19 protein-coding genes are annotated in these 18,664 nt (G+C 71.7%); 9 read left to right on the top strand and 10 right to left on the bottom strand.

The features are described from left to right. Positions 1 to 13 precede the first annotated feature (13 nt). The gene (locus ACTWPV_RS16840; RefSeq protein ID WP_443152475.1) at positions 14 to 1,585 is read right to left on the bottom strand and encodes a serine/threonine protein kinase; all 1,572 of its coding nucleotides are present in this window, start codon (positions 1,583 to 1,585) and stop codon (positions 14 to 16) included. A gap of 112 nt (positions 1,586 to 1,697) precedes the next feature. Beyond that, entirely contained in the window at positions 1,698 to 2,234 is a 537-nt protein-coding gene (locus ACTWPV_RS16835) for a helix-turn-helix domain-containing protein (RefSeq protein ID WP_443152474.1), read from the bottom strand. Positions 2,235 to 2,310: 76 nt separating this feature from the next. On the opposite strand from ACTWPV_RS16835, the gene ACTWPV_RS16830 reads away from it, so the two are divergent. Both ACTWPV_RS16830 and ACTWPV_RS16825 read left to right on the top strand, forming a co-directional pair. Then, positions 2,311 to 3,456, top strand: coding sequence for an aminotransferase class V-fold PLP-dependent enzyme (locus tag ACTWPV_RS16830; RefSeq protein WP_443152473.1), 1,146 nt, complete (start codon positions 2,311 to 2,313; stop codon positions 3,454 to 3,456). 19 nt (positions 3,457 to 3,475) lie between these two features. Then, positions 3,476 to 4,849 carry an amino acid permease gene (locus ACTWPV_RS16825; RefSeq protein WP_347644865.1) on the top strand — a complete coding sequence of 458 codons (1,374 nt, stop codon included), beginning with the start codon at positions 3,476 to 3,478 and terminating at the stop codon, positions 4,847 to 4,849. On the opposite strand, the gene ACTWPV_RS16820 is transcribed toward ACTWPV_RS16825, so the two are convergent. After that, positions 4,850 to 5,485 carry a LysE family translocator gene (locus ACTWPV_RS16820; RefSeq protein WP_443152472.1) on the bottom strand — a complete coding sequence of 212 codons (636 nt, stop codon included), beginning with the start codon at positions 5,483 to 5,485 and terminating at the stop codon, positions 4,850 to 4,852. A 263-nt stretch (positions 5,486 to 5,748) separates the two neighbouring features. On the opposite strand from ACTWPV_RS16820, the gene ACTWPV_RS16815 reads away from it, so the two are divergent. Next, entirely contained in the window at positions 5,749 to 6,066 is a 318-nt protein-coding gene (locus ACTWPV_RS16815; RefSeq protein WP_443152471.1) for a hypothetical protein, read from the top strand. A gap of 265 nt (positions 6,067 to 6,331) precedes the next feature. Here ACTWPV_RS16815 and ACTWPV_RS16810 read toward each other — a convergent pair whose 3' ends face one another. Continuing rightward, the gene (locus tag ACTWPV_RS16810) at positions 6,332 to 6,688 is read right to left on the bottom strand and encodes a spore germination protein GerW family protein (protein ID WP_443152470.1); all 357 of its coding nucleotides are present in this window, start codon (positions 6,686 to 6,688) and stop codon (positions 6,332 to 6,334) included. A 53-nt stretch (positions 6,689 to 6,741) separates the two neighbouring features. After that, positions 6,742 to 8,385 (bottom strand): glucose-6-phosphate isomerase, encoded by a 1,644-nt coding sequence (pgi, locus tag ACTWPV_RS16805; protein ID WP_443152469.1) that lies wholly within the window; start codon positions 8,383 to 8,385, stop codon positions 6,742 to 6,744. Positions 8,386 to 8,550: 165 nt separating this feature from the next. Here pgi and ACTWPV_RS16800 point away from each other — a divergent pair, with 165 nt between their 5' ends. Both ACTWPV_RS16800 and ACTWPV_RS16795 read left to right on the top strand, forming a co-directional pair. After that, positions 8,551 to 10,854: a phosphoketolase family protein gene (locus tag ACTWPV_RS16800; RefSeq protein ID WP_443152468.1), complete on the top strand. Its 2,304-nt coding sequence runs from the start codon at positions 8,551 to 8,553 to the stop codon at positions 10,852 to 10,854. Then, positions 10,830 to 12,038, top strand: a complete 1,209-nt coding sequence (locus tag ACTWPV_RS16795; RefSeq protein ID WP_347644859.1) for an acetate/propionate family kinase — start codon at positions 10,830 to 10,832, stop codon at positions 12,036 to 12,038. The genes ACTWPV_RS16800 and ACTWPV_RS16795 overlap by 25 nt, the downstream gene beginning before the upstream one ends. Before the next feature lie 117 nt (positions 12,039 to 12,155). On the opposite strand, the gene ACTWPV_RS16790 is transcribed toward ACTWPV_RS16795, so the two are convergent. Beyond that, a complete protein-coding gene (locus tag ACTWPV_RS16790) occupies positions 12,156 to 12,566 on the bottom strand; it encodes an ATP-binding protein (RefSeq protein ID WP_347644858.1) in 411 nt (136 codons plus the stop codon). Between the two features lie 235 nt (positions 12,567 to 12,801). Here ACTWPV_RS16790 and ACTWPV_RS16785 point away from each other — a divergent pair, with 235 nt between their 5' ends. From ACTWPV_RS16785 to ACTWPV_RS16775, 3 genes are read left to right on the top strand one after another with little or no spacing between them, the layout of a single operon-like run. Next, positions 12,802 to 13,284, top strand: coding sequence for a cation:proton antiporter regulatory subunit (locus ACTWPV_RS16785; protein ID WP_347644857.1), 483 nt, complete (start codon positions 12,802 to 12,804; stop codon positions 13,282 to 13,284). An 8-nt stretch (positions 13,285 to 13,292) separates the two neighbouring features. Next, entirely contained in the window at positions 13,293 to 14,453 is a 1,161-nt protein-coding gene (locus ACTWPV_RS16780; RefSeq protein ID WP_443152467.1) for a cation:proton antiporter, read from the top strand. Positions 14,454 to 14,470: 17 nt separating this feature from the next. Then, positions 14,471 to 15,064, top strand: a complete 594-nt coding sequence (locus ACTWPV_RS16775; RefSeq protein ID WP_347644855.1) for a pentapeptide repeat-containing protein — start codon at positions 14,471 to 14,473, stop codon at positions 15,062 to 15,064. Positions 15,065 to 15,076: 12 nt separating this feature from the next. On the opposite strand, the gene ACTWPV_RS16770 is transcribed toward ACTWPV_RS16775, so the two are convergent. Further along, positions 15,077 to 15,934 (bottom strand): helix-turn-helix domain-containing protein, encoded by an 858-nt coding sequence (locus ACTWPV_RS16770; RefSeq protein ID WP_443152466.1) that lies wholly within the window; start codon positions 15,932 to 15,934, stop codon positions 15,077 to 15,079. A 169-nt stretch (positions 15,935 to 16,103) separates the two neighbouring features. Between ACTWPV_RS16770 and ACTWPV_RS16765 the strand changes: the two genes are divergently transcribed. Beyond that, positions 16,104 to 17,090, top strand: a complete 987-nt coding sequence (locus tag ACTWPV_RS16765) for an aldo/keto reductase (protein ID WP_443152852.1) — start codon at positions 16,104 to 16,106, stop codon at positions 17,088 to 17,090. Positions 17,091 to 17,097: 7 nt separating this feature from the next. On the opposite strand, the gene ACTWPV_RS16760 is transcribed toward ACTWPV_RS16765, so the two are convergent. The 3 genes from ACTWPV_RS16760 to ACTWPV_RS16750 all read right to left on the bottom strand — a co-directional run bounded on the left by ACTWPV_RS16760 (position 17,098) and on the right by ACTWPV_RS16750 (position 18,582). After that, positions 17,098 to 17,310, bottom strand: a complete 213-nt coding sequence (locus ACTWPV_RS16760; RefSeq protein ID WP_443152465.1) for a hypothetical protein — start codon at positions 17,308 to 17,310, stop codon at positions 17,098 to 17,100. Beyond that, the gene (locus tag ACTWPV_RS16755) at positions 17,307 to 17,933 is read right to left on the bottom strand and encodes a copper resistance CopC family protein (protein WP_443152464.1); all 627 of its coding nucleotides are present in this window, start codon (positions 17,931 to 17,933) and stop codon (positions 17,307 to 17,309) included. Before ACTWPV_RS16755 ends, ACTWPV_RS16760 begins: the two co-directional genes overlap by 4 nt. A 76-nt stretch (positions 17,934 to 18,009) precedes the next feature. Then, on the bottom strand, positions 18,010 to 18,582 hold the full coding sequence (locus ACTWPV_RS16750; RefSeq protein ID WP_443152463.1) for a hypothetical protein: 573 nt from the start codon (positions 18,580 to 18,582) through the stop codon (positions 18,010 to 18,012). Positions 18,583 to 18,664 lie beyond the last annotated feature (82 nt).

Below are 18,664 nucleotides of genomic sequence, written 5' to 3'. Positions count from 1 at the left end.
CCGCGTCCGGCGGTCAGCACATGGTCCACGAGGTGGACCGGCTCTTCCGCACCGGCGACGTGAGCTGGAAGACGACCGTGTGCTCGGTCCCGAGGTCGGGGCTGATCTGCTTCTTCGAACCGAAATAGTCGGACCTGGCGTGGGACGGGATGCGCCTGGAGCCGCTCTCCACCACCTGGCCGTCGACCACCCACTGGTAGGAGAACGGGGCTCCCGTCTCGGACGCGTCCAGCCCGATGCCGAAGCCCAGCGAGCCCGTGTAACAGGTGACACCCTCGCTGTTGATCTTGGACGAGCCGGCGACCCGGACGTAGGCGAGGGTGAACGACGCGGCCTTCGCGCGCTGCTTGCTCGGGGTGGGCGACGGCCGCCTGGTCGCCGGCCTCCTCGTCGGCCCCGGCGTGCTCGTGGGCGTTCGCCGGGCGGCGGTGCGCTCCCGCGACGGCTGCGTGGCGGTGCGCTCCCGCGACGGCTGCGTGGCGGTGCGCTCCCGTGACGGCTGCTTGGCGGTGCGCGAGCGCGTGGTCTCGGGAGCGGCCGATGGAGTACGCGCCTTTCTTCTGGGCGGGGCGGTCCTCTCGCGCCGGGGCGTGGTGGTGGCGGAGGGGGACGGCTCGCTGGAGCCGGCGGCCAGCACCGGCGGGGCGGGACTCCTGTCCGCCGAGGCGGTGTACACGACGGCGCCGGCCGCCAGGCACACGGCGACCGCCCCGGAAACGGCGGCTACCAACGGCACCCGCGCTCGTGCGCGCCGCGGCGAAAGCGTGCGGCGCGGATCGCCGCCCTCCGCCGGACGGCCGGGCCGTGACCCGCCGAGCAGGTGCAGCAGGACGTCCCGCATCCGCGGGCGGGCGTCCGGGTCCTTGGCCAGGCAGGCGTACACGACCTGGCGCAGCGGCTCCGGCAGGTCGCCGAGGAACGGTTCCTGGTTGAGCACCCGGTTGATGACCGCGGGCAGCGAGTCCTCGCCGAACGGCGGCGTGCCCGTCCCCGCGAACACCATGACCGCCGCCCAGGCGAAGACGTCCGCAGCCGGTCCGACGTACGCGCCCGCCAGTTGCTCGGGGGCCATGTACGCGGGCGTCCCGACCACGCTGCTGGTCACGGTGACCGCGGAGTCGGCGAGCCGGGCGATGCCGAAGTCGACGACGCGCGGCCCGTCCCGTCCGAGCAGCACGTTGGAGGGCTTGAAGTCGCGGTGGACGACCCCGGCCTCGTGGATGGCGGCCAGCGCCGTGGCCGTGCTGACCGCCAGGCGCTGCAGATCGGCGCCGCGATGGGGGCCCGCGTCCTGCAGGGATGGGCCTTCGACGTACTCGCTGACGATGTACGGACGCCCGCTCATGGAGGCGTCGAGCACCTGCGCGATGCAGAACGGCTCCACGCGCCGGGCCGCGGCGATCTCCTTGGCGAAGCCGTTGCCCCCGGCGACGGACTGGCGCAGCACCTTGACGGCCACCGGCCGGCCGTCGGGAGCCTGTCCGAGGTAGACGGTGCCCTGGCCGCCCTCGCCGAGCCGCCCGACGAGCCGGTAGGCCGCGATCGCCTCTGGATCGTCTGGGCGCAGCGGCTCGGCGTTCGGCATGAGGGGGATGACTCCTGTGACGGCTGGGACGGACCTCATGCACATTAACGGGATATATCCCGACGCGTGGGCGTGTTACGTGATCGACGCGCTCATCTGCCGGCGCACCGGCTCAGTAGCTGGGCGGAGTGGCGACGATCAGGAAGTCGACCGGCTCTTCCCCGGTGTTGAGATACCGGTGCGGCAGCGACGAGTCGAAGGAGCAGCTGTCCCCCGCCTCCAGCACGTGCTCGGCCCCGGACACCTCGACGACGAGCCGGCCCCGCAGCACGAGCACGCACTCCTCGGACGGGTGCGACCACGGCTGGGTGGCCGACGATCCGCCGGGCAGCAGGTGCCCTTCCAGCACCTCCAGCCGCCCGCGCCCGGGCGACACGCGGGTGTAGGTGATCCCGCCCGCGGGGGACCTGACCAGCATCCGCCCCTCGCGCCTGACCACGGCCACGGTGGCCGCGTCGGGCTCCTGGAACAGGCTGAACAGCGGCAGGTCGAGCACCTTCGCGATCTTCCTGAGCGTTTCCAGGCTGGGGTCGGCCAGATCGCGCTCGACCTGGCTGATCAGCCCGCTCGACACGCCCGCCTCCGCGGCCAGCTGGGCGAGGGTCAGCCCGCGTACGGTGCGGAGCTCACGGATCCTGGCGCCAATCACGCGCAGATCCTATCGGGCATTAATACCGTTGAAGGTGTATTGACCTGGTTAAAACAGTCCGGATAAGGTGCCCGAAATGTCGCATCTGCTGAACGCCACTCAGTTCCGGGCCGAGTTCCCCTCCCTGACCGACTCCGTGCACCTGGCGAGCTGCAGCCAGGGCGCCCTGTCGTCGCGGCTGGCGTACGCGCTCCAGGAGATCGGCCACACGCTGCGCGACGCGGGTGCCCCCTGGGAGGTGTGGATGGGCGAGGTCGACCGTGCCAGGGAGCGGTTCGCCCGGCTCATCGGCGCCGAGCCCGGCGAGGTGGCCGTGCTGTCGTGCGCCTCCGAGGCGGCCTTCCAGGCCGCCTCGTCACTCGACTGGTCGCGCCGCCCCCGCATCGTCACCACCGACCTGGAGTTCCCGTCCATCGCCCACGTGTGGCTGGCCCAGCGCGGGCGCGGCGCCACGGTCAGGATGGCCGCGGACACCGGAGAGAACGTCACGGCCGAGGCGTACGAGCAGGTCGTCGACGAGAGTGCCAACCTGGTGTCGGTGCCGCTGCACACCTACCGCAACGGCGCCCGCCTCCCGGTCGAGGACGTCGTCCGCCTGGCGCACGAGAAGGGCGCGCGCGTGTTCGTGGACGCCTACCAGGGCGCCGGCGTCACCCCGATCGACGTGAAACGGCTCGGCTGCGACTACCTGGCGGCCGGGTCGCTCAAATACCTGCTCGGCCTGCCCGGCATCGCGTTCCTCTACGTACGCGGCGGCATGGAGCAGCAGCGCGAACCCGAGCTCACCGGCTGGTTCGGCCGCACCGACCCCTTCGCCTTCGATCCCCGGCTGCTCGACTTCCCCGCCGGCGCCCGGCGCTTCGAGACCGGCACGCCGCCCGTCCCGTCCGCCTACGCGGCCAACGCCGGGTTCGACCTCATCGAACGGGTCGGCATGGACGCCGTGCACGAGCACGTGTCCGCCCTGGTCGAGGAGGCGGCGGAGCGGCTGGCAGCGGCCGGCGAGCGCGTGGCGAGCCCGGCGGGCGCCCGCGGCCCGCAGGTGGCCATCGCCGACGACGACCCGGCCCGGCTGGCGGCCCGGCTGGCCGAACAGCGCATCTGGACCGCGCCGCGGGGCGACCTGCTGCGGCTGTCCTTCCACTACTACAACGACCGGTCCGACGTGGACGCGGCCGTCGAAGCCATCAGCACCTCCCGCCGGGCCTGCAGCCGGGCCTGATCACCCCGAAAGGTCTCTTGTGGACAACGCATCCGGACTGCGACGCAGGCTGACCGGGCGCCAGCTCACCATGATCGGGCTGGGCGGCGCGATCGGCACCGGGCTCTTCCTCGGCTCCAGCCTGGCGATCTCCCAGGCCGGCCCGGCGACCATCGTCGCCTACATCATCTGCGCGGGCGTCGCCCTGGTGATCGGCTGGTCGCTGGCGGAGATGGTCGTCGTCCACCCCGAGGCCGGCGCCTTCGGCGTCATCGCGCACCGGTACCTCGGCCCGTGGGCCGGATTCGTGGTCCGCTGGACGTACTGGACGATCCAGGTCATCGCCATCGGCGGCGAGGTCATCGCGGCCGGGATCTACGTGCAGTTCTGGTGGCCGTCGCTGCCGCTGTGGTTGCCCGTCACCGTCTTCTCGGCCGTGGTGCTCGTCGTGAACACCGCCGCGGTCAAGCTGTTCGGCGAGGTCGAGTACTGGTTCGCCATGATCAAGGTCGTGGCGATCATCGTGTTCATCCTGCTCGGCGTGCTGCTCGTCACCGTCGGCCTGCCCGGCGCGGAGGCCACCGGGGTCTCGAACCTCACCGCGCACGACGGATTCCTGCCCAACGGGATGAGCGGCCTGTTCCTCGCCATGGTGTTCGTGCTGTTCAGCTACATCGGCACCGAGGTCGTCTCGGTCACCGCCGCCGAGTCGGAGAACCCGGTGCGCGACATCCCGCGCGCCGCCCGCCGCATGGTCACCCGGCTGGCCCTGTTCTACGTGCTGGCCATCGCGGTCGTGCTCACGGTGGTGCCGTGGACCACCACCGCGCAGGGCGGCTCCGTGACCGAGAGCCCGTTCGTCAGCGTGTTCTCCGCCGCGGGCATCCCGGCCGCGGCGACCGTCATGAACTTCGTCGTGCTCACCGCCGCGCTGTCCAGCGCCAACACGAACCTCTACCTGACCACCAGGATGATGCACTCGCTGGCCGCCAACAGGTACGCCCCCGCCTGGACCGGGCGGCTCAGCGCCGCCGGCGTGCCGCGCAACGCGCTCGCCCTGTCGGCGCTCGGCCTCGCGCTCGCCGCGGTCGTGTCGGCGGCCAGCGAGAGCGACGCCTACCTGGCGCTCTTCGGCGTGTCGGTGTTCGGCGCGCTGGTCGTGTGGCTGCTGATCCTCCTCACCCACCACGCCTTCCGGCGCACCCGCGCCGCGCAGGGGCTGCCGCCCTCACCGGTCCGGCTCTGGGGCGCGCCCGTCACGTCGGGCGTCGTGATGCTCTTCCTCGCCGCGGTGCTCGTCTCGACGTTGTTCATCGAGTCGCTGCGGCCGGCGTGGTGGGCGGGCGTGCCGTTCTTCGTGATCGTCAGCCTGGCGTACGCCGTCGTCTCCCGCCGCTCGGCGTCATCGGTGTAGCTAGGGGTTGCCGGAGCCGGCCAGCTTGACGCCGAGGGCGATCAGGGCGGCGCCCGTCAGGCCGTCCACGGTCCTGCGTACGGCGGGCCTGGCGAAGACCTTGCGCAGGGTCCCCACGATGGTGGCCACCACCAGGAACCACGCGGCCGAGCCCGTCAGCGCGATCATCGACAGCACCAGGATGTCCGGCAGCGAGGCGCCGGAGCTGACGAACTGCGGCACGAGGGCCACCAGGAACACGGCGGCCTTGGGGTTGAGCACGTTGGTGAGCAGCCCTTCCGCGAACGCCGCCCACGCGCCCTGCATTCCCGGGTCCGGCGCGTCGAACGTCAGGTCGCCGCCCCGGCGCAGGGCGGCGCGCAGCGCCCTGACCCCGAGGTAGAGCAGGTAGGCCGCGCCGGCCACCTTCACCACGGTGAACGCCATGGCCGAGGCGGCCAGCAGCGCCGCGACGCCGGTGGCCGCGGCCACCACCCAGGCGAAGACGCCCACGGAGATCCCCGTCGCCGCCGCCATGCCGTGCCCGCGCCCGGAGACGGCCGAGCGGCGTACGACGACCGCGAAGTCAGGGCCCGGCGACATCGCGCCGAGCAGCACCACCCCACCGAAAGCGACAAGCTGCGTCACAGAGGTCATGGCGTCAACTCTAGCTTGATCTTCAACCTTGGTGGTCTGGGAGACGACCCGCATACTTTCGTCGTCGAGTCGGCGAACGTAGGGAGCCGAATGTGTACGACATGGAGTTCCCAACCACGAGCGCTCTGTTTATCGACCACATGACTGGACAGGAAATGGGCGGACCGCGCACATGGAATCCCATATCGCCCGAGCAAGGGATACGCATATGCCCATAGGTCCTTCCGTCCCAGGCTGGCAAAACATACGGGAGGCTGAGGCCAATGCCAGAATCGTTCGGAACCGCACCCACCGAGGATGGAGCGGTTGCGTTCACCGTCGCGGGACGTTTTATCGGCGACGCCGTCGTCACAGAAAATCTGTTCGTCCAGAACGTCAACATTCTGCAGCGGCTCATCGAACTCGAACAAAAGATTACTGCCGCATCTCAAGTCCAGCAGCAGATATCTCAGCTCACTGGGAAACTCAACACGCTGCAAGACCAGGTAAATACAGCCGTCTCGAACCTGACGAACCGGATCTCTGCGGTTGAGTTCCAGGTCGCCGGCCTGCAAACGACCGCCCACACGCATAGCGGATAACAAAATCCATCGCGATGAATGTACAGCCGGAGCTACCGCACACCCGGCGAGTTCAGCTGCGGCAACGAGGGGGCGCGGACCGTCACTACGGCCCGCGCCCCCCATCCGCAACAACGGTTACGGCTGACGCCTGGCCACCTCCGATGACGTAGCCGAGCACCGCGGTCAGCGCCTTCGCCGGCAGGCCCCTCGCCTGAGCAACGTCCGTCTTCAGCGCCCTCTCGATTGCCGGGACCACGTGTCCGTCCCGGCGGCGGGGCGGCGGTCAGTGCCTGCGCCGCCGGCGCCGCCAGAGGATGGAGCGCACGGTCAGCAGGAGCGCGACGGCCACGATCTGGCCGCCGATGACGATGCGGTTGACGTCGACGGCGGGCCGCCACTGGGCCTCGCCGTTCTTGAGCACGAACACGCCCGCGGGAGTGGCGCTGAACCCGAAGCCGCCGCCGCTGCCCTCCCCCTTCTCGTCCTTCTCCTTCGTGCCCCGCCCCTGGCCGCCGCCGCCTCCCTGGGCGACCCTGGCGACGGGGATGACGACGATGTCACCGTGGTGAATGGGCTCGCCGAACACGCGGTTGACGGTCGCCGCGTCCTTGGACTGCTCCACCAGCTGCATGATGTCCATGCCCCCATCGTGGCCCCGCGCCGCCGGCCTGGCCAGCGACGCGGGGCGGAGCCTCAGACGCGGCGGCCGCGCAGCTCGCGGTATCGGCGTACGAGCCGCTCGGTGGAGGGGTCGGGCAGCGCGGCGCCGCTCACCTGCGGCGGCTCGCCGGAGGTGAGCGCGGGCGCCAGGTCGAGCGCCATCTTCTTGCCCAGCTCCACGCCCCACTGGTCGAAGGAGTCGACGCCCCAGACGGCGCCCTCGACGAAGACGATGTGCTCGTACAGGGCGACGAGCTGGCCCAGCGTGGACGGGGTCAGCTTGGGCACGAGGATGGTCGAGGAGGGGCGGTTGCCCGGCATGACCTTGTGGGGGACGATCCCGGCCGCGGTGCCCTCACCCGCGATCTCCTCGGCCGTCTTGCCGAACGCCAGCGCCGAGGTCTGCGCGAGCAGGTTGGCGACGAGCTGGTCGTGCATGCCCTCACGGTCCTCGAAGGGTTCGGCGAATCCGATGAAGTCGGCGGGCACCAGCCGGGTGCCCTGGTGGAGCAGCTGGTAGAAGGCGTGCTGGCCGTTGGTGCCCGGCTCGCCCCAGAAGATCTCGCCGGTGGCGGCGGTCACGGGAGCGCCGTCGGCGCGCACGGACTTGCCGTTGGACTCCATCGTGAGCTGCTGCAGGTAGGCCGGGAAGCGGTGCAGCCGCTGGCTGTAGGGCAGCACGGCGCGGGTCTCCGCGCCGAAGAAGTCGTTGTACCAGATGCCGAGCAGGGCCATCAGCACCGGCAGGTTGGCCTCGAATGGCGCCGTGCGGAAGTGCTCGTCGATGGCGTGGAAACCGGCCAGCATCTCGCGGAACCGCTCGGGCCCGATCGCGATCATCAGCGAGAGGCCGATGGCGCCGTCGAAGGAGTAGCGGCCGCCGACCCAGTCCCAGAAGCCGAACATGTTGTCGGTGTCGATGCCGAACTCGGCGACCTTCGCGGCGTTGGTGGAGACGGCCACGAAGTGCCGGGACACCGCGTCCTCGCCCAGCGCGTCGACCAGCCAGCGGCGCGCGACCCTGGCGTTGGTCAGCGTCTCCAGCGTGGTGAACGTCTTGGAGCTGATCACGAAGAGCGTGGTCGCGGGGTCGAGCCCGGCGAGGGCGCCGGTGATGTCGGCCGGGTCGATGTTGGAGACGAACCTGGCGGCGATGCCCGCGTCGGCGTAGTCGCGCAGCGCTTCGTAGGCCATGGCGGGGCCCAGGTCGGAGCCGCCGATGCCGATGTTGACGACGGTCTCGATGGGCCTGCCCGTGGCGCCCTTCCACTCCCGCGAGCGGATCCGGCCGGAGAAGGCGCTCATCTTGTCGAGCACGGCGTGCACGTCGGCCACGACGTCCTGGCCGTCGACCACCAGCCGCCTGTCGCGGGGCAGGCGCAGCGCGACGTGCAGCACGGCGCGGTCCTCGCTGACGTTGATGTGCTCGCCGCCGAACATGGCCGCGATCCGCTCGCGCAGCCCGGCCCGCTCGGCCAGGGCCAGCAGCAGGTCGATCGTCTCGCGCGTGGCGCGGTGCTTGGAGTAGTCGAGGTAGAGGTCGCCGGCGGCCGCCGTCATGCGCTCGGCGCGGCCCGGGTCGTCCGCGAACAGCTCGCGCAACTGCTTGCCGGCCAGCTCGCCGTGGTGCTTGTCGAGGGCCGCCCACTCCTGGCTCCGGGTGATGTCGCCGTTCACGCTCTTCCTCCTCGCGTCGCCAAACCGATCACCATCGTCCCGTAACCACGTACCCTCCGGGATTGATTCCGCGCGTGGCGGAGGAGACCTTTTGCGTACGCGGGACTCCCGCACCTTGCCCGGCGAAAGTGGATTCAGCTCGCTCTCCAGAGGAAGCAGCAGAGCATGGAGCATATAGACGCATACTGGCGGGCGGCCAACTACCTGTCCGTCGGACAGATCTACCTGCTGGACAACCCGCTGCTGAGCGAGCCGCTGCGGCCGGAGCACATCAAGCCGCGCCTGCTCGGCCACTGGGGCACCACGCCGGGCCTGAACTTCTGCTTCGCCCACCTCAACCGGGTGATCAACGAGCGCGACCAGGACATGATCTACATCGCCGGTCCCGGGCACGGCGGCCCGGCGGCGGTCGCGCACGCCTGGCTGGAGGGCACCTACACCGAGCGCTACCCCGACGTCTCGCAGGACGTCGCGGGCATGCGGCGGTTGTTCCGCCAGTTCTCCTTCCCGGGTGGCGTGCCCAGTCACGTCGCGCCCGAGACGCCCGGCTCCATCCACGAGGGCGGCGAGCTGGGCTACTCGCTCGCGCACGCCTACGGCGCCGCCTTCGACAACCCGGACCTGGTCGTGGCCTGCGTCATCGGCGACGGCGAGGCCGAGACCGGCCCTCTGGCCGCCGGCTGGCACGCCAACAAGTTCGCCGACCGCCGGCGCGACGGCGTGGTGCTGCCCATCCTGCACCTGAACGGATACAAGATCGCCAACCCGACCGTGCTCGCCCGCATCCCCGAGCACGAGCTGATCAAACTCATGGAGGGGTACGGCCACCGCCCCCATCTGGTCGGCCCCGACCACGCCGAGATGGCCGGGACGCTCGACACCGTCTGGGACGAGATGGCCGCGTACAAAGCCGGCGACGCCGACCGCCTCCCCATGATCATCCTGCGCACCCCGAAGGGGTGGACCGGGCCGCGCGAGGTGGACGGCAAGCCCGTCGAGGGCACCTGGCGGGCCCACCAGGTGCCGCTGGCGAAGGTACGCGAGAACTCCGCCCACCTGGCCATGCTGGAGGAGTGGATGCGCTCCTACCGCCCCGAGGAGTTGTTCGACGCCGACGGGCGCCCGGCCGCGGAGGTCGCGGACACCGTGCCGGCCGGGCCGCGCAGGATGAGCGCCAACCCGCACGCCAACGGCGGCGAGCTGCTGGAGCCGCTGCGGCTGCCGGACTTCCGCACCCACGCGGTCGAGGTCAAGTCGCCCGCCGTGCAGGAGACCGAGCCGACGCGGGTGTTCGGCGGGCTGCTGCGCGACGTGATCGCCAGGAATCCGCGCACATTCCGGCTGATGGGGCCCGACGAGACCGCCTCCAACCGGCTGCAGGAGGTGTTCGAGGTCACCGACCGGGCCTGGGACGCCGAGTTGCTGCCCACCGACGAGAACCTGGGCGCCGGCGGGCGCGTCATGGAAGTGCTCAGCGAGCACCTGTGCCAGGGCTGGCTGGAGGGCTATCTGCTGACCGGCCGCCACGGGCTGTTCAACTGCTACGAGGCATTCATCCACATCGTGGACTCCATGTTCAACCAGCACGCCAAGTGGCTGGAGTCGTCGCAGAAGATCCCGTGGCGGCGGCCGGTCGCGTCGCTGACGTACCTGCTGTCGTCGCACGTGTGGCGCCAGGACCACAACGGCTTCAGCCACCAGGACCCCGGCTTCCTCGACGTCGTGGTCAACAAGAAGGCCTCAGTGGTGCGGGTCTACCTGCCGCCGGACGCCAACACGCTGCTCTCGGTCGGCGACCACTGCCTGCGCTCCCGTGACTACGTCAACGTCGTGGTCGCCGGCAAGCAGCCCGTGCTCGACCTGTTCACCATGGACGAGGCCATCGCCCACTGCACGCGCGGCCTCGGCATCCTGCCCTGGGCCTCCACCGACCAGGGGGGCGAGCCGGACGTCGTGCTCGCCTGCGCCGGCGACGTGCCCACCCTGGAGACGCTCGCCGCCGCCGCGCTGCTGCGCGAGCACCTGCACGAGCTGAAGGTACGCGTGGTCAACGTCGTCGACCTCATGCGCCTCCAGCCCCGGTCGGAGCACCCGCACGGCATGTCCGACGCCGAGTTCGACACGCTCTTCACGACAGGCAGGCCGGTCATCTTCAACTTCCACGGCTACCCCTCGCTCATCCACCAGCTCACCTACCGGCGGAACGGCCACGACAACATCCACGTGAGGGGGTACAAGGAGGAGGGCACCACGACCACACCCTTCGACATGTGCATGCTCAACGACATCGACCGCTACCACCTGGTCATGGACGTCATCGACCGTGTCCCCGGGCTCGGCGCCACCCAGGCGCACCTGCGCCAGCACATGAGCGACGAACGGCTGCGCGCCCGCGCCCACACGCGCGAGCACGGCGAGGACCCCGCCGACATAAGGTCGTGGACGTGGCCGGCCGCATCCTCGTCCTGAACACCGGCTCCTCGTCCATCAAGTACGAGCTCATCGACGTCCGCACCCGCGAGCGCCCCGCCAGGGGCCTGGTCGAGCGCATCGGCGAGGACGAGGGGCGCCTGACGCACCATTGCGGTGACGGGCCCGCCCACGAGAGGCGGGCCCGCTTCCCCGGGCACGCCGAGGGCCTGGACGCGGTCATGAAGGCGTTCGAGACGGCCGGGCCCGAGCTGAGCCCGGTCGCGGTCGGGCACCGGGTCGTGCACGGCGGCACCACGTTCACCCGGGCCGTGCTCATCGACGACGCCGTGATCGCCGCCATCGAACGGCTGGCGCCGCTCGCGCCCCTGCACAACCCGGTCAACCTGACCGGCGTCCGGGTCGCGCGCGCGGCCTTCCCCGGGGTGCCCCAGGTGGCCGTGTTCGACACCGCCTTCCAGCTGACGCTGCCGCCGGCGGCGCACACGTACGCGGTGCCGCGCGACTGGCGCGAGCGGCTGGGCGTGCGGCGCTTCGGCTTCCACGGCACCTCCTGCGCCTACGTCTCGCGCCGCGCCGCCGCCCTGCTCGGCCGCGACCTGGCCGGGCTCGACCTCATCGTGCTGCACCTGGGCAACGGCGCCAGCGCCACCGCCGTCTCCGGCGGCCGCAGCGTCGACACCTCCATGGGCCTGACCCCGCTGGAGGGCCTGGTCATGGGAACGCGGTCGGGCGACGTCGACCCGGCGGTCAGCGGCTATCTCGCCCGGGTGAACGGGATGGACGCCGAGCAGGTGGAGGAGGCGCTCGGGCGCCAGGGCGGCCTGCTCGGCCTCACCGGCAGCGGCGACATGCGCGAGGTGCGGGCCCGCGACGACGACGAGGCGCGGCTGGCCCTGGAGATCTACACCCGGCGCATCCGCAAGTACGTCGGCGCCTACTACGCGCTGCTGGGCCGGGTGGACGCGATCGTGTTCACCGGCGGGGTCGGCGAGCACGACGCCGCCACCCGCGCCGAGTCGCTGGCCGGGCTCGGCCGGCTCGGCATCGCGGTCGATCCGGCGCTCAACCGGGCCGCGTCGGCCGGGGAGCGCGCGGTGTCCCCGCCCGGCGCCGAGGTGGCCGTGCTCGTCGTCCCCACCGACGAGGAGTGGGAGATCGCCCGGGAGGCCCTCGCCCTGATCGGCACGGGACCCGAGCAGGACACCGCGCCGGATCCCTGACGACCGGCCCCTGACAACCGGCCCGGATCGTCCGGGCCGCATCGTCCGGGCCGCATCGTCCGGCACGGATCGTTGACCGGCCGCACGTACGGACGGGTCACGTCACCGGCGGGCGGATCAGAGCTCCGCCGGGCTCCGGGTGAGGTCGGCGGTGAGCTCGCACCACACCGTCTTGCCGTCCTCGGCCGGCGCGATGCCCCACCCGGTGGACAGCAGCCTGACGACGTGCAGCCCCCAGCCGTCGCCGGGGCCGGGCTCGCGGGGCCGGGGCAGCTCGGCGCCGGCGTCGCCCACCTCGATCCGCACGTCAGACGCGTCGGCCCGCATGCGCAGCGAGGGCGGGCCGTCGCCGTGCACGAGCGCGTTGGTGACCAGCTCGGACACCACCAGGAGGACGTCCTCGTGCCGCCCCTGGTAGCCACGGGCGGCCAGGGCCTCACCGACGATCTGCCGCGACGCCGTGATGCTGCCCATCTCCTCCGGCAACCGGGTGTCCACGGTGTACGGCTGCGCCTCCTTGCTGCCCATTCCTCTGCTCTCGGGGGGTCTCGTGCGGCCGGTCGGCCGTCCGTCGAACGGGTTCGTCACGTTGCGCCGTTGAGCAGTCTCCCACGAGTCACCATCCAGCGCGCGGCGGGGGGCGCGACCGGCCGCGAACCGGCCCGCGCAGGTGTGGCCGGCGGGTTCGGTAAGCGTGTGTATAGCGCGGGTAATGCATTGGTAGGGTTGTCCGGAAAAATACGGATTTGAACAGGTGGGACAGGTGGAGGTCGAACAAACAGCACTGCCCGGCATCGGTCTGCGGCACGATTTCACGACGCGCAAAGGACAGCGGGTCGGCATCGTGTCCCACCGCACCGGGCGCCGGGACCTCGTGATCTACGACAAAGAGGACCCCGACGCCGTCTGCCATACGGTCAAGCTCAATGACGAGGAGGCGGACACCCTCGCCGAGCTCCTGGGGGCGCCCCGCATCGTGCAGCGGCTCAACCAGCTGCACGAGCAGGTCGAGGGCCTGGTCAGCGTGCAACTGCCGATTCCGGCGGACTCCCCGTACGTGGGACGCCCCATGGGGGACGCGCGTGTGCGCACGCGTACGAGCGCCTCCATCGTGGCCGTCGTGCGCAGCGGCAAGGTCGTCGCCAGTCCGGGACCCGACTTCGTCTTCACCGGTGGCGACGTCGTGGTCGTCGTCGGCAGCGAGGACACCACCGCCGAGGTCGCCGGCATTTTGGCAGAAGGGTAGGGCCGCGGGTGCACCATACCGCGATCCTTTTCCTCGAATTCGGTGCTGTACTGCTGGGTCTCGGGGTGCTGGGCGCGCTGGCGTTGCGCGGCGGCATCTCCCCCATCCCCCTCTACCTGATAGCCGGGCTGGCGTTCGGCACCGGCGGCGTGCTGCCGCTGGCCACCAGCGAGGAGTTCATCTCCGTCGGAGCGGAGCTGGGCGTGGTCCTGCTGCTGCTGACGCTGGGCCTGGAGTACAACGCCGACGAGCTCGTCACCAGCCTCACGAGCAACGCCCGCGCGGGCATCGTCGACCTGGTGCTCAACGCGGCGCCCGGCGCGATCATCGCGCTGCTGCTGGGCTGGGGCCCGGTCGCGGCGGTGGCCATGGCCGGCGTCACCTACGCCACCTCGTCCGGCATCACCGCCAAGGTGCTGTCGGACCTCGGGTGGATCGGTAACCGGGAGACGCCGACGGTCCTGTCGCTGCTGGTGTTCGAAGACCTCACGATGGCGGTCTACCTGCCGATCCTGACGACCATGCTGGCCGGGCTGAGCCTGGTGAGCGGGGCGATCTCGGTGGGCATCGCGCTGCTCACGGTCAGCATCGTCCTGGTCGTGGCGCTGCGGTTCGGGCGCTTCATCGAGGCGTTCGTGTCCAGCCCCAACTCCGAGGTGTTATTGCTCAAGGTCGTCGGCCTGGCCCTGCTGGTCGCCGGCCTCGCCCAGCAGCTGCAGGTGTCGGCGGCGGTCGGCGCGTTCCTGGTGGGCATCGCGCTCTCCGGCGAGCTGGCCGAGGACGCGCAGGCGCTGCTGGCACCGCTGCGCGACCTGTTCGCCGCGGTGTTCTTCGTGTTCTTCGGCTTCCAGACCGACCCGGCGAAGATCCTGCCGGTGGCCGGGCTGGCCGCGCTGCTGGCCCTGGTCAGCATGGTCACGAAACTGCTCACGGGCATGTACGCGGCCAAACGGGCGGGCATCGCCAGGGCCGGTCAGACACGAGCGGGCATCGCGCTCATCCCGCGCGGCGAGTTCAACATCGTCATCGCCGGTCTGGCGGTCGGCGCGGGCGCGCATCCCGACCTGGGAGCGCTGGCGGCGGCGTACGTGCTGATCCTGGCCGCGTTCGGGCCCCTGGCGGCCAAGGCCGTGCAGCCCTTCATCACCGCCATCGCGAAGCGGGCCTGATCCGCTAGCTTGTTCGCATGGCACACCCCACAGAGAAGACGGTCTGGTCCACGGACTGGGACACGCTCGAGATCTCCGGCGAGAGCCATCGCCGGGTTCTCTTCCAGGACGTGGACATGACCGAGCTGGTCGACCATGGATCCTCGTTCGAGGAGTGCCATTTCAGCAACGTGCGGTTCAACGTGTCGGAGCACACCGACGCGAAGTTCCTCAACTGCACGTTCACGCGGTGCTCGCTGTTCGACGCCACGTTCACCGGGTGCAAGCTCACCGGGAGCGTGTTCGACGGCTGCACGTACGGCCTGCTGAAGGTCGAGGGCGGCGACTGGTCCTACACCGGCCTGGCCGGGGCCGATCTGCGAGGCAGCACCTTCCACGGCACCCGGCTGCGCGAGGCCGACCTGGCGGGCGCCCGGCTGGAGCGGGCCGAGCTGCGGCGGGCCGACCTGACGGGGGCGTCGCTGCGCGGCGCCGACCTGACCGGGTGCGACCTTCGCGGCAGCGACCTCAGCACGCTCGACCCGCGCGCGGTCACGATGACCGGCGCGGTCATCGACCCGTTCCAGGCCACGGTCGTGGCCGCCGCGCTGGGCTTCGACGTCCGCGAGTGAGCGGCCGCGAGGTCAGCCGCTCACCGCGTGCAGGGCCCCCGGGACGCGGCCCGTGAGGCGGTCGAGCGCGCCCGCGGCGTCGGCGCCGGCCGGCAGGTGGACGACGATGCTCTGCTCGCCGTCCGGCAGGTCGAGCGTCTCGCGCGACAGCCGCAGCTCGCCGACGCCGGGATGGGCCACCCGCTCCACCGGCACCGTCGGCGGCGTCAGCGGCGCGGCGGCGAACCACGACGTGAACGCCTCCCCCGCCGCGAACGACAGCTCGGAGACCAGGTCGTCGACATAGAGGTCGTCGTAGCCGCTGACCAGCTTCAGCCGGGCGGCGTGCTCGGCCGCGACGCGCTCCCACTCCGGGTAGGCGTCCCTGGCCCGCTCGTCCCCGAACACGAATCTGTGCACGTTGGGCGGGTCTCCGTCCAGGAGGCCGAGGGGCTCGAAGAGCCGCGCGTACCCCTCGGTGTGGGCGATCACGTCGCCCAGCCTGTTGAGCACCGCGGCGGGGGCGGGCTCCAGGCGGTCGAGCAGGGCGCGCACGGTGGGACGCACGTCGCGGGAGGGCTCCTGCCCTGCCGACATGCACAGCGCGACGCCGCCGCCGGCCATCTTGGCCAGGTTGCGCAGGTGCAGGCGCTCCTCCTGTGTCATGCGCAGGGCGTCGGCGAGCGTGACGAGCACCTGCGTGGACGGGTTGCGGTCCCGCCCCTGCTCCAGCCTGGTCAGATATTCGACGCTGATGCCGGCCACCGTGGCCAGCTCGGACCTGCGCAGCCCCGGCGTGCGCCGCCGCGTGCCGTCGGGAAGCCCCACGTCGGCGGGCTTGACGGCCTCGCGGCGGGAGCGCAGGAAGGCGCCCAGCTCGTTGTCGCTCACGTGCCCGAGTGTACGGAACATCCGCCTCGCCCTATCGTGGCCCCGGCAGGGCCAGTCCCGGCGGGGTCTCCCTCGACCGCGCGGTTCCCGGGAGGGTGGTGCGCATGACGTCCACGACTCGATCGCAGGCCGGAGCACCGGCCGTCCGTGCCAGGAGGGTGCTCCCATGATGCGTTACCGTCTGCTGGGCCGTACCGGGCTCAGGGTATCCCAGCTCTTCCTCGGCGCGATGACCTACCGCGAGGCGTCCCCGGAGGTGCGGCGCACCTTCGACCTGTACTCCGACGCCGGCGGCAACGTCGTGGACACGGCCTCCATGTACGGCGAGAGCGAGAACGTCGTCGGCCAGGTGCTCCAGGGCCGCCGCGACCGTTACGTCCTGGCCACGAAGTACACCGGCACCATCGACGGAACCGACCCGAACGCCGCGGGCAACCACCGCAAGAGCCTCGTCCGGTCGCTGGAGCAGAGCCTGCGGCGGCTGCGCACCGACTACATCGACCTCTACTGGGTGCACGTCTGGGACCGGCACACCCCGGTCGAGGAGACGATGCGGGCGCTGGACGACGCGGTCAGCGCGGGCAAGGTGCTCTACGCCGGCATCTCCGACGCCCCCGCCTGGGTGGCGAGCCGGGCCAACACGCTGGCCGAGTGGCGCGGGTGGACGCCGTTCGCCGGGTTGCAGGTGCCGTACAGCCTGCTGTCGCGGGACGTGGAGCGGGAGCTGCTGCCGATGGCGCAGGCGTGCGGGATGAGCGTGGCGGCGTGGGGGGTGCTCGCGAGCGGCGTGCTGTCGGGCCGCTACAACGCGCCGGACGCGGCGGCGTCGCGGCTGTCGCCCGGCTCCCTCACCGAGCGGGACCGTACGGCGGCGCGGGCCGTGACGGAGGTGGCCGCCGAGCTGGGCGTCACCGCCTCTCAGGTGGCCATCGCGTGGGTGCTGCGGCGCGGGGTGCACCCGATCCTCGGCGCGAGCAGCGCCGAGCAGCTCAAGGACAACCTGGGGGCGACCGAGGTGGAGCTGCCCGGCGAGGCGGTGCGACGGCTGGAGTCGGCGGTCGGCTTCGAGCTGGGCTTCCCCGGCGACTTCATCGGCGAGGTGGACCGCAGCCCCGGCGTCTACGGCGACGCCGTCGACCGCCTCGACGGCCGGTGACCCCCGGTCAGCACAGCGACATGGCCGTCTCCGCTCCCCGCGCCTGCGCCCGCTTGGGCGGGCACCGCACGGCGGCTGCCGTGTCGAACACCGTCTCCAGCGCCGCCGGGTGGCGCTCCACCCGGGCCGGTCCGGGACCGGCGCAGCCGAGCCCGTCGAGCAGGCTCTCGTGGACGTCCAGCCGGCCGTGCGCGGCGAGCAGCGAGTCCGGCCTGTTCATTGAGCATCCGGCTCCTCTCCTCCTGGGCGGCGGCGGGCGGCCCTGAGCGCGACGACCGCGCCGAGCACGACGAGCACGGCCAGCGCGCCCCAGATCCACGCGGGCACGCCGGACGGCGCCGTCTCCGAGGAGGCGGCCGCCGAGGCGGCGGCGTCCTGCCCGCTCGCGGTGGCGGGCGCGGAAGGGGCCGGCTCGGCGGAAGCGGGCGGTGCGGACGAGGAGGCCGTGCCCTTCACGGTGAACGGGATCTCCCCCTCGATGGGGTGGCCGTCGGAGGAGACGACCCGCCAGGCGATCACGTACGGGCCGGGGTCGAGCGGCTGCGGCACGGCGGCGGACACCTTCGGCCCGTCGAGCCGGGGCTCGCCGAGCGCGACCTGCTCGCCCGCCGCGTCGCGCAGCACGACGAACGGGAACTTGACCGTCGCGGTGTACTCGAGCTCGATCTCCTCGACCGCGGACACCTCGGCGTCCTTGGCTGGAGAGCTGCTCTTGAGCTTGTCATGGGCGTGGGCGGGCGCGGCGGGAAGGGCGAGAGTGAGCATGCAGGCGAGCGCCGCGAGCGCCGCCGTGCGGATGCGTGTCGTGCGGATCATGCGGATGGTGGATGGCAGGAATGCCATGAAAGGTCTCCAGAAGGGTCTCCCGGACGACCGCGCCCGTGGCGCCGGCGTCCGGATGCTGGCAGGGCGGCGAGCTTCAGCGCGAACGCTGGACCTTTCCTGGCGGGCCGCGCCTGCTGACCATTCCGGAGACGATCTCTCCCGCGTACGCGGGGACGTCGGGAGTGGAGGGCCGCCATGACGGCAGGGCGACCTCGACGGGGGCGGCGACGAGCAGCCGGATGACCGGCGGCGGCGTGGCGTACAGGCGGATCATGAGCCACAACGCGCGCTCGCCGCGGTGCAGCCACCACGCCGTCAGCGCCGCAACCGTGAGATGGACCAGCACCATGCCCGGCCCCGGGTGCGCGTGCGCGAGCTCGGGAGTGGGGACGGGGGCCAGCCGCTCGAAGAGCTGGTGCAGCAGCGTTTGAGTGCCCGTGGTCGCGGCGAGCACCGCCACGGGCCCGCGCTCGCGCCCGTCGATCAGGTAGGCCAGGCCGAGCGCCGCCAGCACCGCGGCGGCGTAGACCGGGAGCGGCACCGGCCCGCCGCCCGCCAGCGCGTGCCCGCCCGCCGACACCGCGCCGCAGGCGGCCGCGAACACGACGGCCCGCGCGAGCCGCAGCCCGGACGCCGCCGGGAGCGCGGATGATGGCGGAAGGGACACAGCGCCATCCTGACACAGGGGGCGGCCGGTCCCGCGTCCTCACCACCCGCGGCACATCGCCGGGCGGGCCGTCAGGCCCTGG

Origin of the sequence: Nonomuraea sp. KM88 (genome assembly GCF_052245635.1) — a bacterium.
Lineage (GTDB): Bacteria > Actinomycetota > Actinomycetes > Streptosporangiales > Streptosporangiaceae > Nonomuraea.
This window is presented reverse-complemented; position numbering and strand designations above follow the sequence as displayed.

Excerpts from the sequence above, each read along its gene's own strand:
- ACTWPV_RS16820 (WP_443152472.1), bottom strand. The coding sequence starts at position 5,485 with ATGACCTCTGTGACGCAGCTTGTCGCTTTCGGTGGGGTGGTGCTGCTC.
- ACTWPV_RS16830 (WP_443152473.1), top strand. The coding sequence starts at position 2,311 with ATGTCGCATCTGCTGAACGCCACTCAGTTCCGGGCCGAGTTCCCCTCC.
- ACTWPV_RS16755 (WP_443152464.1), bottom strand. The coding sequence starts at position 17,933 with ATGGCATTCCTGCCATCCACCATCCGCATGATCCGCACGACACGCATC.
- ACTWPV_RS16810 (WP_443152470.1), bottom strand. The coding sequence starts at position 6,688 with ATGGACATCATGCAGCTGGTGGAGCAGTCCAAGGACGCGGCGACCGTC.
- ACTWPV_RS16765 (WP_443152852.1), top strand. The coding sequence starts at position 16,104 with ATGCGTTACCGTCTGCTGGGCCGTACCGGGCTCAGGGTATCCCAGCTC.
- ACTWPV_RS16840 (WP_443152475.1), bottom strand. The coding sequence starts at position 1,585 with ATGCCGAACGCCGAGCCGCTGCGCCCAGACGATCCAGAGGCGATCGCG.
- ACTWPV_RS16800 (WP_443152468.1), top strand. The coding sequence starts at position 8,551 with ATGGAGCATATAGACGCATACTGGCGGGCGGCCAACTACCTGTCCGTC.
- ACTWPV_RS16790 (WP_347644858.1), bottom strand. The coding sequence starts at position 12,566 with ATGGGCAGCAAGGAGGCGCAGCCGTACACCGTGGACACCCGGTTGCCG.
- ACTWPV_RS16775 (WP_347644855.1), top strand. The coding sequence starts at position 14,471 with ATGGCACACCCCACAGAGAAGACGGTCTGGTCCACGGACTGGGACACG.
- ACTWPV_RS16815 (WP_443152471.1), top strand. The coding sequence starts at position 5,749 with ATGCCAGAATCGTTCGGAACCGCACCCACCGAGGATGGAGCGGTTGCG.
- ACTWPV_RS16760 (WP_443152465.1), bottom strand. The coding sequence starts at position 17,310 with ATGAACAGGCCGGACTCGCTGCTCGCCGCGCACGGCCGGCTGGACGTC.